Genomic DNA, 13425 nt, shown 5'->3' with positions numbered 1-13425 from the left:
CTTCCGTTATTCTAGTTAGTCTCTCTTGGACTTTTGTCCCCAATATTGATAATAATTTGTTTCAATAAAACCATTGAATAATTTACGTTTTTTCGTTGTTTGACGACCGTATAATTCTTCGAAGTTTTTCATGGAGGATAGCATATATACCGACCAAGTTGGGTAGTTTTTCATGACTTGTCCTAAATCACGAATGACTTGCTCTACAACTTCTACATCGCCAATACGCTCTCCATATGGAGGGTTCCCAATCATTACACCATCTGTTAGCTGTGTTGTAAAATCACGAGCTTGCATTTGTTTAAACGTAATAATATCCCCAAAACCTGCTTCTAGCGCGTTTTCTTGTGCAATACTTACCATGCGATGGTCAATATCTGATCCAAAAATTTCAAGTGGTTGGTCATAGTTGGCTATACTATCCGCCTCATCTCGCACAGCATCCCAAATTTCCGCTTTCATCCACGGCCAACTTTCCGAAATAAATTCTCGATTATAGCCTGGTGCGATATTTTGTCCATACATTGCTGCTTCTAGGGCAATTGTACCTGAACCACAAAATGGATCGACAAACGGACGGTTCGGATTCCATTTAGAAATCTGAACAAGTGCAGCGGCTAATGTTTCTTTTAGCGGTGCTTCCCCTTGCGCTTGTCGGTAGCCACGCTTATGTAAGCCAGCGCCAGAAGTATCAATAGTAAGTGTAGCCACATCTTTTAAGATTGAAACTTCAATTTTGTATGTTGCACCTGATTCATCTAAAAAACCAAGGCGTTTGTAGTGTTGCTTCATGCGTTCTACGATTGCTTTTTTGGTAATCGCTTGACAATCTGGCACACTAAATAATTTAGACTTTACTGATTTCCCTGAAACAGGAAAAGATGCATCCACCGGTAAATATTTTTCCCATGGTAGTGCCTTTACACTTTCAAACAATTGTTCAAAAGACTTTGCAGGAAATTGTCCTACAACAATTTTCACTCGATCTGCTACACGTAACCATAAGTTGGCACGAGCAATGGCCGTTTCATCACCCTCAAAATAAACTTTGCCATTTTCGACTGTCGTTTTATAACCGAGTGCCTGTACTTCTTGTGCTACAATCGCTTCTAAGCCCATTGCAGCTGTTGCGACTAATTTATAGTTTGCCATACATTATTTCCTTCCTTGATGTTCAATTTCCCAATACTCAATATACTCCAGCAATTCGGGAAGTGGTAACGGTTTGCTGTAATAATAGCCTTGGATAATATCACAGTTCATTTTCCGTAGTATATCCACTTGTTGCGCTTGTTCTACACCTTCTGCTACAACTTTCATTTTTAGACGATGTGACATTTGAATAATAGCATCTACAACTGCCTGCTTTTCATCGAGCGAGCAAATATGCTGAATAAAGCTACGGTCGATTTTTAAACAGTCGAGTGGGAATCGAACTAAATAGCTCAATGATGAATAGCCTGTACCAAAGTCATCAATAGAGATTTTAAAGCCAAGCTGCTTTAGACGGACAAGCTTGCTTACCGTTTCCGTTGCACTATTCATGACAGTGCGTTCTGTAACCTCTATTTCAAAATTATTGGCAGAGGTGTTATAACGTTCTAATATTGTTTGAATGGACTCTAAAAAGTTTTGCTGTTTAAAATGAATGCTCGAAATATTGATAGCAATCGGTATTTTGCGACCAAATTGTTGTAACTTAGCTGCAGCTTCACATGCTTTCTCAATAATTACTTCACTTAAAGGAATGATAAGGCCCGTTTCTTCCGCATAAGGAATAAATTCAGCAGGCGATACAAAGCCAAGTCGCTCATTATTCCAGCGAACAAGCGCCTCTAGTCCTTGTATATGTTCGTTTTCCAACATAATTTTAGGTTGGAAATGCAACTCAAATTCACGATTTTCAATCGCTCTACGCAATTCAGAATCTAACAAAAGAACGCGTTGCGTGTCTGTTTGTAATTCATCAAAATAAAACGAATAGCCGTTAAGACCATTCTTTTTGGAATAGGTCATCGCCTTATCTGCACAAGTAATAAGTTGCTCGGATGTTTCGCCGTCAGCCGGATACATACTTACGCCAATGCTTGTTGAAACAAAAATTTCTTGTCCATTAATGTTCATTGGCTGTTCCATAATAGCAATAATTTGCTCTGCAAATTTTGCTGCTTCGCGAACATTTTTTACATTCGTCAATGTGACGATAAATTCATCTCCACCGTATCTTGCAATGATATCTTTGTTTTTGAGCAATGTTTGAATACGTCTTGCTGCTTCTATCAGAATCGTATCTCCCACCGCATGCCCTAAAGTATCATTTATTTGTTTAAATCTGTCTAAATCCAAGAAATAGACAGCATGCTGTACTGAATGAGAAATAGTAGAAGACGATTCCAGTAAGCTATCCATTCTCTCAATATAAGCAAATCGATTCGATACATCTGTTAATGAATCCGTTAACAAACGTTTTTCTAGTTCATTTTCTACTATTTTTCTTTCAGATAAATCTGAGAAAATGCCACAATAGTTAGTAATTTCTCCACTATCATTCGTTATGCTAACAATTGTTAACCATTCAGGATACACATCTCCTGTTTTACGACGATTCCAAATTTCCCCTTGCCATATTCCTTCTTGTCGTATCTTTTCCCACATTGTCAAATAGAATGATAACTCATGTACACCTGACTGCAATACCGCGGGCGTTTTTCCTATCACTTCATCGCGTTTATAGCCTGTAACGAATTCAAATGCTGGATTAACCATCTCTATTTTTTTATGTTTATCCGTAATCATAATGCCTTCAGATACATTTTCAAAAATTTTCTTCAGTAAGGAAGTGGGGTATTTAGAAATCGAATTAATCTTATCCAGATTAGTAATTACTCCGCCCATATTTCCGCTCCATCCTATTTATCGATACTACCCTTATTTTTAGAAAAGCGCGTTCCTACTCATTTAGTAGGTATGTATGTCGCGTTCATACGATAACGGTGATGTTATAACTTCGAAGCGTATCGACAAAGGCACAATCCATGGTATTCATATTACCTCAGGCCTATATCGCGTATGACTAGACATCGTTAAGTAACAGTTACTTCTTTTATTAGTTCAAAAGAAAAGCTCTCCACCGAATTGGAGAGCGCTTGTTATTTCGTAGATAAGCATCAAAAAATTCAATAAGCCATGTTTTGTTCCCGAGTACTCAAACAGCTTACGCCTCGTACGACCGGGTAGTAATCATCTATCTACAGAGCGAACTCTGTCCCTCTATCCGTTCAATTCCTTCAAGAGAGTGCCCCTACCATAATTTGGGTTTCTCACTCGTGGGGTTTACCTCGTTCCACCTTGTATGTTTCCAAACAAGCTTCGTCACTGTGGCACTTTCAGGAAGTGTCGACCATATCCAATAGACTTAGGTCTTCCTTCCGCCGTCAGCTTTAAGCTGCCTTACCTTATTTTTTCAGTAAGCACGAACACTACGGCCATCGCAGAACCGTGTGAGCATGGACTTTCCTCTACGACGTCTAGCGCCGCAGCGATTACTCGAATTTCATGATGATACGAAGATTATACTAGACTTTTATGATAAATACAATGTAAATGATAAAAATTATTCGTAAAGTTTACTACCAAATACATGTTTTTCTAAATTTGAAAGACGTTTTAGAATATCAAAGTTGGTTGTACCCGCTGCGGATGCGGCTGGTTGTGGTTGTCTCTTTGGTGTATTCTCGATTTCTTCTTTTAGTTGTCTATTCTCTTCTCTTAATTGAGCAACTACTTTTTCAAACGATTCATAATCTTGAATTATTTCATCAAGAAAAGAATCGACCTCTTCTACATTATAGCCTTTAAAATTTTTCTTAAATTCCTTTTCAAGAATCATTTTTGAAGTTAATTTAATGTCCATACACATCGCCCTTCCTCGCACTACATACACGAATTCATTATAGCATATTTCATAACATTATATCGTCTGAAAACATTAATTGTAAGGCTAAACTTGTCGTTTCTTGCGCTTCCCCGGGAAATTATTGCTTATTTCCTAATCTGTGCAATCTCTTTTCCCAAGAAATTTCCCATTTTTGTTTTTGTTCCATTCGCCAATCCTCAGTCGAAGTAATCAGTTGTATGCCTTCTAATGTATAAACAAGGGCCTGTTTCATATCTTTTAAGTGATGCTCATAGATTATGGCTAGTTGTTCTAGTGCCTGCAACTTTTTTCGTGGCTCTATAAAATGGAGTGAAGCAACGAAGGCATCAACTGCTTTGCTATACTGCTTATTTTTTTTAAGTTGCATAGCAAGATAAAATTGGGCATTTCCTGCTTCACGCGCATCAAATTGAGCTGTTACCTTTTCTAAAACGTTTACACTTTGTGGGCGTTTCTTTAAATCAGCATACCATTTCCCAATATTCGTGTAAGTATTGGCTGATTCATCACTCGATTGTTCAAATAATAAGTAAGTGGAATGAACATACAAGGTAATGAGCGACAACAAATCCCACTCGTTATGAACAAGTACCTTCATAAGTGCATCTGGCACACCACTTTTCACAGCATCTAAGTAAATAATTGGCGCTAAGTGGCCTGGGATATCCCCAACGCGTGAGAAACCAAGCTTTTCTTCTTCTACTGATTTTAGTTTCAACCGCTCCATATCATTTTTCCATAATCGCTTCGAGCTATGCAATAAATCGATTTGGCGCTGGGTACGAAGTTTAGGTAAAACTTTTTGGTTGAGTGTCCAACGTGTTTCTAGCTGTGGCCAGTCAAAGCTTTTGCCATTATACGTAATAATTGTCGCTGTTTTTTGCCAAAGCCTTGACTCAAACAGCAAGGCTGCTTCATGTGCTGGATCAGCTAAGACATATTGTGTTAATACAAAATCGTGTTTGGTCACTTCTAAAAAACCAAGAAGAAAAATTTGTGTTCCAACACCCTTTAATCCTGTTGTTTCTGTATCAAAAAACAGGACATTTTCGTCCACATCTAATGCATAAGGATGATCAAAATCAGCGGATTGCCATTTAATTAGCGCGTCAAAAAATGACTGTAATGGATAATGACCGTGCTGATAATGGAAAGGATAATGTACTTGTCGCTTAAAAACAATACCAAACTCATTATCGATACGCGTAAGACCAGCTTTCTCCCACTGATTCACATAGTTTGGTATAACCGGCTTTTGATACGTTGATTGCTCATTGGCAACTGGTTGTTGCACCTTTTTTCCGAGCATTTTTTTCATTTGTAGTATTTTATTTTCGTAAGACATCGACTTCACTCATTTTCTACCTGTAAGATTTTTTACTACTGTTAGCAAGCCATCCATTCCTGCTATCAATTAAGGTGGAAAGCCTGTTGCCAAAGCAAACTTATTACAATATGTTCCACTGAATAACCTTATCGATTACCTAGAATCTCTTATGCTACATATATCATACCAAATCTAGACGACTAAAAGGCTCATCGCGCTATTCTGTACCTATCATTGCCTCAATTTGTTAGTCAAAAAAGGTGTACGATAATCACGTTACTTTTAGATATGGTGAATAAAGCCAATGTTATCATACGTACCAAAATGAATTTTAATGAATTGTTATGCACCGATTGTTTGCATATGAATATCTTCATTTACAAAGTTTAAATTGTTTAAATAATGAATATTCCAACTAAAAACGCTTTCATGCCACTATTTCCCTCAATAAACAGGTCCTCTAAAACTATCATATTAAATCTTAATCATTAGTAAAGCACATCTTCTCACTTATGTAAAAAGTGAAAAGATGTGCTTTTTCGATTAGCGATTCATTGCTCGGTACATCAATGCAACAAATTGTGCACGTGTCAGAGGATCATTCGGTTTAAAATAGCCATCATCCCCTAATGCAATTCCTTCTTGTTGTAAGGTCGCTATATAGTTGTAACTCCAATGTGTCGGTGGCACATCTTTAAAATGGCTTATACCATTGGGTGTTAGCTGTAACGCTTCTACAAGCACTTTAGCCATTTGTGCACGTGTCAGAAAGGCATCTGGATGAAATTCTCCATTTGAACCATCGACAATCCCTGCCTGATACAATTTCGTAATAGCTTCATAATATGGATGACTCGGCAAAACATCCTTAAATGATACCGTCTCACGTATTGCTTCTAGCTCAAAAGCACGCGTAAACATAATGGCAATATGCTGACGTTTAATATAATCATTCGGACGAAATGTTTTATCGGGATAGCCAGTAATAATTCCTTTTCTCGTCATATCCTGAATCATCTCCCAAGCCCAATGCGTTTTCGGAACATCAGAGAAAATAATGTCTTGCGCCTCCGTCTCTGGTTTTGATGGCTCAGTATGTGGCGTTTCCACAGGATTACTTGGTTCATTTGATGGCGTTTTTGGATTCTCTGGAACGGACGGCGTTGTTGGTGTCGAAGATTGACCATCACTACCAGATGAACTATTTACAAACCATTTTGCATAGAGCGCTGTATCTTTTGTCACCACATCTATTAGGAAATCCCATTGTGTTGTCAAAGTATCGCTCTTATACCAGCCCGCAAACGTATGACCTACCTTTGTTGGTGCTGCCGGTTTCGTTATTTTTTTATCATATGTTATAGTGACGGGCGCTACGGTAGTTCCACCATTTGTGTTAAAGGTCACCGTATAACTATTGATTGCCCACTTAACATACAAGATTGTATCCTCTGTCACTGTTTCAGTCGCAAAATCCCACTTGTTAGTTAACGTCGCATCTTTGTACCAACCGGCAAATGTATAACCTGTTTTTGTTGGCGCTGTTGGCGCTGTTGCTTTTTCGCCATATGTTGCTAAGATTGGGGCTACCGTTGTACCCCCATTTGTATGAAACGTCATCGTATAGCTATTTGCGTCCCATTTCCCATACAGGGTTGTATCCTCTGTCACTGATTCGGTCGCAAAATCCCACTTGTTAGTTAACGTCGCATCTTTGTACCAACCGGCAAATGTATAACCTGTTTTTGTTGGCGCTGTTGGCGCTGTTGCTTTTTCGCCATATGTTGCTAAGATTGGGGCTACCGCTGTACCCCCATTTGTATGAAACGTCATCGTATAGCTATTTGCGTCCCATTTCCCATACAGGGTTGTATCCTCTGTCACTGTTTCGGCCGCAAAATCCCACTCAGAAGTCAACGTTGCATCCTTGTACCAACCGGCAAATGTATAACCTGTTTTCGTTGGCGTTGTTGGTGCATTGATTTTCTCGTCATAAGAGATTGTTAAGTCTCCTACTGGACTACCACCGGTTGCATCAAAGCTGACCGTTAATTGTTTTGGCAAAAGTGTAACACCTGAGCTTGTTATCTGACCGAGTCCTGTTGCGTCAAATGACAACTGTGCGCCAGAAACATTCGCTGAATTCACTGATCCTAAATCAGAAAAGCTGACGATTCCAGCATTTGCTTTCGCTGTTAACGTCCCTGTTAATGTCCATGCGCCTGCGTCTTTTTTCGCCACAGTAATAATTTTAGTATAATCATTGACACTGACATTTTCATAAGCATCATAAAGTGTCACTACAGGTTGTTGACTAAATAATCCTCCATTCATTGTGGGGGCTTTAAGTGCTGTCGTCACCTTCATGCTAGCCGCACTTCCCGCAACTGGTGTAATCGTTACCGAATTGCTACTAGCTGTGTTTACACCTAACACGCTAAACTCAATTGACTGTGTCGTTGCTGCATTCAATTTCAAATTCGCTGTAGCTATTCCGTTCGTGAAGCCTATAGCGACTACTTGACTTGATGAAGTCAATGGCTCTCCATTTACATTCCCAAACGACCCATTGGGTGCTTGGTTGTAGCCCAAAATCGTAACGTTTTTAATGCCATTAAAGGTTGTATCTATATCTCCCAGTGCATTTTTTACAGATAACGTAATCATATTATTGGAACCTACTGTTGGCGTATTCGATGCCACCGAAGCGACCACCGTTTGCGCAGGTTTTGGAATGAATTGCACACTGGTCGTGGCGGCAATGGCATTGCCATTAACAGTTGCACTGAGTATACTCGTACCAACAGTGCTAGGAGCGGTTAGAGTCGCTGTATAGGTACCATTGTTATGAGTTGTGACGGTACCAATTATCCCTAGAGTTGACAATATACTTACTGTCGCTCCACCAGTTGTAACATCATTTCCTTGCGCATCTTTCAACTTCACGGTTACAGTCGTCTGGCTTGTTCCGTCCGCGAGCAGCGAACTATCGTTAACAGTAACGGTGCTCTTTGCTAATGATGGTGGACCAGAGACAAATTGCACGCTAGCCGTTGTTGGTATCGTTCTTCCACCGACACTTGCATTGATGCTACCAGTACCAATTGTCGTCGGGGCAGTTAGAGTAGCCGTATAGCTACCATTGTTATGATCCGTCACAGCACTAACCGTTCCTACTGATGACGCAATCGTTACCGTCTCCCCACCAGTAGTAATGTTATTTCCTTGTGCATCTTTTAACTGGATGGTCACAGTCGTCTGGCTTGTCCCATCCGCTACAAGGCTAGTATTATTGATTGTCACTTGACTCTCTGCTGGGGATAGTGCGTAATCAGGAATCATATACGTTTTGAAAGTGAAATCTATTCCAAACCCTGATGAGTACCCTCTTGAATACGCATCATAGTTACTTGTAAACCACCCAAAACCAGCACTGCCACCGTTTTCAGTAGAAACAACCATTCGATACATCGTTTCCCTCGTCAAATATGGTAATATGCTTGAAAAATCAACCGATGTCCAACCCGAGCCGAATGATGCTAATTGTGCAGAGCCAAGGGGTGTCGATAAATCCCCTTCCTTGTAAATACTTACTTTTAGTGCTCCAGGTGAACCAAAACGATCCATTATGCCAATATCAATCTTGCTTAGTTGCCCAGAATAGAAAGGCGTAAATGTTTGATAGCGTGGATAATCAGAATTAACCCAAATATTACTAGAATAACTCGTCTGCTCTTGATCCAAAACATCAGAAGTAGCGGCTTTAGCACTTCCCCCAAAAAATAGAACGATACTTATTGTAACTACTAGAAGTAATACAACCGATAGCTGAAATTGCTTTTGATTGTTCATCCGTGTCCCCCACTCTTTAACCTAAAATAACCAGTTAAATATTTATCTTTTTTCTACTTTTTAATAATACTGATTTATGGTCTAATAGAAAATCTTTTTTTCGGATTCACACTCAATTTTTTTGATTTTTTTTATAATTGTTAAAATTGTAAAACTACACAATAAATCATTCTACCTTCGGGTAATCAACATGAGGTATTCAGTATTCATCCTATGAGAAAAAAGAATATGGTAAGAATAGAGTAGAAAGCGTTCATTCGAAGTAGTCTAACTTATTTAAACAAACACCTCAGTTGATATGCGTCTTTTCTAACACACAAAAGGACTTCAAACAACATTGGTCTGAAGTCCTTATATTTGAAAAAAGATTGTTCGATATAATATATTGGTGTATTCAAGCTCCCTATTGGCGCTACTTTGACAAATTTGTATGAACAGTCAAACAATGTACGATTAAGCTCATTAGGAAGTAACAGACCATGTTGATAAGGAGCTGCGGAATGCGAAGAAAGGGATGGAGCCAGTCATAACCATCATTCAAACCCCTCAACCACTACTTTCCCAATGGTTTTTCCATTTTCAAGAATTGCGTGTGCTTTTCTCAAATTTTCTGCATTAATTGGATAGAGAATTTCAGATATTGTGGTTTTTAAAATATGACTATCAATTAAAATAGCTATTCTATTTAAAAGTTTATGTTGGTTTATCATATCTTCAGTTTGATACATCGACCGAGTAAACATGAGCTCCCAAACAAACGTTACACTTTTATTTTTTAATAAAGTTAAATTAAGTGGTTCATCCGTTTCCACAATAGAACAAATCGTTCCTTGTGGAGCTATGACCTCAGCCATATTAGTCCAATAATTATTTGTGGAATTTAAACACAGAATATAGTCAACCGCTTCAATATTAAGTAAATTTAACTGTGAAACAAAGTCCTCATAGTGATTTATCGTATAGTCTACACCTAATGCTGTTGCCCAATTTTGTGACTCTTGTCTCGAAGCTGTACCTATAACAGTTAATCCAGCCCATTTAGCCAGTTGGATGGCAATAGAGCCCACTCCCCCAGCCGCACCAATAATTAAAATGGTTTTATTTTTATTATCCTTTGAAAAACTACTAATTTTTATTCTATCGAATAATGCCTCATATGCTGTAATTGAAGTCAATGGTAATGCGGCAGCTTCCGCAAAATTTAATGTCTTTGGCATATGACCTACAATTCTCTCATCAACAAGATGAAACTCACTATTACAACCTGGACGTGTTATATCTCCCGCATAATATACCTTATCGCCGGGTTTAAACAGTGTGCATAATGGCCCTACTTCTTCGACAATCCCAGCCACATCCCATCCTAAAATTTTTGGCATGTCTTCAAACTTGTCTTTCGGAGATCTCACTTTATAATCGACGGGATTCACTGAAACCGCCTTTACTCGAATTAATAAATCTCGGCCTTTCGCCCTTGGCTTTTCTATTTGTAAATCTAATAAACTCTCTGGATGATCAATAGGTAAGTATTGTTGTAAACCTACAGCTTTCATTTTTTTCATAAAGAAAATTACTCCTTTATCACTTATTTTTAATCATTTCCCTTACGTCTGTTATAATAAGCTAAATGATTATTATTATGTAAGTACGCACATTTTTGTTTGATAGTATCAATTTTTATACTAATTACTTAGGAGATATTTCAAATGTCAGACAGTAAATTAAATCTTTATACAGCTTGTCCAGATGCCTATGGATGTCCCGTTGAAGCAACACTTGGCGTAATCGGCGGAAAGTGGAAAGGTGTTATTTTATATCATCTTATGTCAGGAACGAAGCGTTTCAATGAATTTAGACGCTTAATGCCCGATATTACCCAAAGAATGTTAACGTTACAACTTCGTGAATTAGAGAAGGATGGAATCATTCATAGAGAAATCTTTAAAGAAGTGCCGCCTAAAGTAGAATATTCACTAACTGAGTTCGGGCGAACACTTGAACCTATAATTAAACTAATGAGAGATTGGGGAGAGCAGTACAATTTAAAAAATAATAGTATCTTAAAGTAAAACCCTATAAATAAAAAATAACCAAGTCTACGACATATGACTTGGTTATTTTTATTCAACTACATTCGCAATAACTTTTTAATACCCCCGTTACGTTAGTGATAACCTCCCCCAGTTGCATTTTTGAGCCACACGGTGCACCTTGTTATATAATCCACAAATTTCTACCTTCTCTTACACATAAAAGAAAAAACAATTTTTTTATCCCTCACCTCTATTACCCAACTTTTTTTCTTGCAAGTATTGAAATTAAAGTGATGTTATATCGTTCATTCAATAAAATTTATTATTCACTATATATTTAATTTTTAAAATTATTAGAATATAAAAATGCCATTTCATTATTCCTTGTCTATTTTTTAACAAAAAAATAACATTTTATAACTTTATTTCTAAAATTAAAATGATAGGATTATAACATTATTAGGAATTGGAGAGAACAACTTATGTCGATACGGAACAAACTTTACGCAGGATTTGGAACTATCATTTTATTTTTACTCATTAGCTCATCATTAGCCTATTACCAAATGAACAAATTGAATAACCAGTATACATTCTTACTGGAAGATAGAGTATACAAAACTATACTAGTGAATAAGATTTTGAATGCATCCTCATCTCAAGGAAACTACATTCGATCGTATATACTAGAGCCGGATAATCCCACAACACTAGAAAAATTAGAATCTCACAAAGAATTAATAAATGATGAAATTACAGAACTAGAGAGCACTTTTAATGAACAACAATTACAAAAAGAAATACAAACGCTAAAGGAGAATCAAGCAAAATTTAACGCAGCTTCACAAGAAATTTTAAACATTTATAACGGTGAAAATTTACAGGAAGTTATACATATTCTAAGTAATAATGCAGGCCCAGCAAATTCAGCAATCCAATCCTCTATTAAAGAAATTGTCGATTTTCAAACTAAAAAAATGATAGAAGTACAGGCGAATTCCACTAAATCTGCAAAAGTTGCTTCCATTTTAATTATTGTTATTTCTGCGATTTCAATTATTTCAGCTATTTTTATTGCTTTAGTGTTAACTCGTGCAATTACGATCCCAGTTAACAAATTAGCGGCTTCTGCCAAAACGATTGCTGAAGGTATTTTAAATCAAGAAGATGTAAACGTCAGTACTAAAGATGAAATTCGCAAATTAGCCGATTCATTTAATCTTATGAAACACAATTTACATAAACTAGTAAATAATGTGGCGACAAATGTGGAACTAACTACTTCTTCTGCTGAAGAACTAGCAGCTAGTATAGACGAAGTATCTCATTCTTCGAAAGATGTAGCTAAACGTGTAGAAAAAATGGCCTTAAATGCAAGCCAAGCCTCATCTAATGCTCGTGAATGCTCTATGACTCTCGATGAAACTGCCAACGGTGTACAACGTATTGCAGAAGCCACGCAAATATTGAATACCAAAGCTTCAGACACTCAATTGATTGCAAATAATGGTGGCGAAATATTACAAGCTGTTGAAAGTCAAATGCTTGTTATTCAACAAACTTCCAATGATACCAATAATCGTATTAAACAACTAACCATCCAATCAGCGGAAATAGAAAATATTACAAAAGTTATAACAGACATCTCAGAACAAACAAATCTTCTTGCACTTAATGCTGCTATCGAAGCTGCTCGTGCTGGGGAACATGGAAAAGGGTTTGCTGTGGTGGCTGAAGAGGTTCGCAAACTAGCGGAAGAATCAAAAGAATCTGCTAACAAAATAGTGAACATAACATCTCTTATTCAGCAAGATACAAAAGAAGTGGATAAAGCTGTATCTGTATCTGTTCAAAAAGTTGATGAAGGCGTGTCATACATTGCGGATGCACAATCTGCATTTGGTGATATCCTAAATGCTATTGGAGAGATAAGTGCTCATATAGAAGAGGTATCTGCCTCTACACAACAAATTTCTGCTAGCACTGAAGAAGTAGCTGCATCGATCAATGAATTATCATCTATTGCTGAGCAGGTAACTGTACAGTCTGAAATGATATCCGCCGCAGTAGAAGAAGAAACGGCAACTATTCACGAAATTAATTCTGTGTCGAAATCAATGAGTGAAGGTGCTATGATGCTACAAGACGAAATCAATAAATTTCAAGTTTAAAATAGGTTAATTCATTTAAAACTCCAGAAGAAGTATTTGCTGGGGAACTGAATAAAGGAAAAAACGAAAGATTTGTTTGATTCTTATGCTACAAGGATTTTGTGT

8 protein-coding genes and 1 other RNA gene are annotated in these 13425 nt (G+C 37.5%); 2 read left to right on the top strand and 7 right to left on the bottom strand.

Going from position 1 to position 13425, the window contains the following annotated elements:
• Positions 1 to 15: 15 nt before the first annotated feature.
• The 7 genes from I5435_RS08305 to I5435_RS08275 all read right to left on the bottom strand — a co-directional run bounded on the left by I5435_RS08305 (position 16) and on the right by I5435_RS08275 (position 10669).
• Positions 16 to 1152 carry a THUMP domain-containing class I SAM-dependent RNA methyltransferase gene (locus I5435_RS08305; protein WP_337983582.1) on the bottom strand — a complete coding sequence of 379 codons (1137 nt, stop codon included), beginning with the start codon at positions 1150 to 1152 and terminating at the stop codon, positions 16 to 18.
• 3 nt (positions 1153 to 1155) lie between these two features.
• Complete coding sequence (locus I5435_RS08300; RefSeq protein WP_024363375.1) at positions 1156 to 2895, bottom strand: sensor domain-containing protein; 1740 nt, start codon at positions 2893 to 2895, stop codon at positions 1156 to 1158.
• A 280-nt stretch (positions 2896 to 3175) separates the two neighbouring features.
• Positions 3176 to 3554: RNase P RNA component class B (gene rnpB, locus I5435_RS08295), an RNA gene on the bottom strand.
• 59 nt (positions 3555 to 3613) lie between these two features.
• On the bottom strand, positions 3614 to 3913 hold the full coding sequence (gene gpsB / locus I5435_RS08290) for a cell division regulator GpsB (protein WP_024363374.1): 300 nt from the start codon (positions 3911 to 3913) through the stop codon (positions 3614 to 3616).
• Positions 3914 to 4034: 121 nt separating this feature from the next.
• Positions 4035 to 5282 (bottom strand): ribonuclease H-like domain-containing protein, encoded by a 1248-nt coding sequence (locus I5435_RS08285; protein WP_108030479.1) that lies wholly within the window; start codon positions 5280 to 5282, stop codon positions 4035 to 4037.
• A gap of 525 nt (positions 5283 to 5807) precedes the next feature.
• Positions 5808 to 9116: an InlB B-repeat-containing protein gene (locus I5435_RS08280; protein ID WP_337983581.1), complete on the bottom strand. Its 3309-nt coding sequence runs from the start codon at positions 9114 to 9116 to the stop codon at positions 5808 to 5810.
• Positions 9117 to 9649: 533 nt separating this feature from the next.
• A complete protein-coding gene (locus I5435_RS08275) occupies positions 9650 to 10669 on the bottom strand; it encodes a zinc-binding alcohol dehydrogenase family protein (RefSeq protein ID WP_337983857.1) in 1020 nt (339 codons plus the stop codon).
• A gap of 153 nt (positions 10670 to 10822) precedes the next feature.
• Between I5435_RS08275 and I5435_RS08270 the strand changes: the two genes are divergently transcribed.
• Together I5435_RS08270 and I5435_RS08265 are read left to right on the top strand one after the other, a co-directional pair.
• Positions 10823 to 11185 (top strand): winged helix-turn-helix transcriptional regulator, encoded by a 363-nt coding sequence (locus tag I5435_RS08270; RefSeq protein ID WP_025219156.1) that lies wholly within the window; start codon positions 10823 to 10825, stop codon positions 11183 to 11185.
• Between the two features lie 446 nt (positions 11186 to 11631).
• Positions 11632 to 13320: a methyl-accepting chemotaxis protein gene (locus tag I5435_RS08265; protein WP_337983580.1), complete on the top strand. Its 1689-nt coding sequence runs from the start codon at positions 11632 to 11634 to the stop codon at positions 13318 to 13320.
• The last annotated feature ends 105 nt before the right edge of the window (positions 13321 to 13425 follow it).

The organism is Lysinibacillus sp. C5.1 (assembly GCF_016350185.1).
Taxonomy (GTDB): Bacteria; Bacillota; Bacilli; order Bacillales_A; family Planococcaceae; genus Lysinibacillus; species Lysinibacillus sphaericus.
This window is presented reverse-complemented; position numbering and strand designations above follow the sequence as displayed.

Coding starts and splice junctions, on each gene's coding strand:
- I5435_RS08305 (WP_337983582.1), bottom strand. CDS start 1,152: ATGGCAAACTATAAATTAGTCGCAACAGCTGCAATGGGCTTAGAAGCG.
- I5435_RS08300 (WP_024363375.1), bottom strand. CDS start 2,895: ATGGGCGGAGTAATTACTAATCTGGATAAGATTAATTCGATTTCTAAA.
- gpsB (WP_024363374.1), bottom strand. CDS start 3,913: ATGGACATTAAATTAACTTCAAAAATGATTCTTGAAAAGGAATTTAAG.
- I5435_RS08285 (WP_108030479.1), bottom strand. CDS start 5,282: ATGTCTTACGAAAATAAAATACTACAAATGAAAAAAATGCTCGGAAAA.
- I5435_RS08280 (WP_337983581.1), bottom strand. CDS start 9,116: ATGAACAATCAAAAGCAATTTCAGCTATCGGTTGTATTACTTCTAGTA.
- I5435_RS08275 (WP_337983857.1), bottom strand. CDS start 10,669: ATGAAAGCTGTAGGTTTACAACAATACTTACCTATTGATCATCCAGAG.
- I5435_RS08270 (WP_025219156.1), top strand. CDS start 10,823: ATGTCAGACAGTAAATTAAATCTTTATACAGCTTGTCCAGATGCCTAT.
- I5435_RS08265 (WP_337983580.1), top strand. CDS start 11,632: ATGTCGATACGGAACAAACTTTACGCAGGATTTGGAACTATCATTTTA.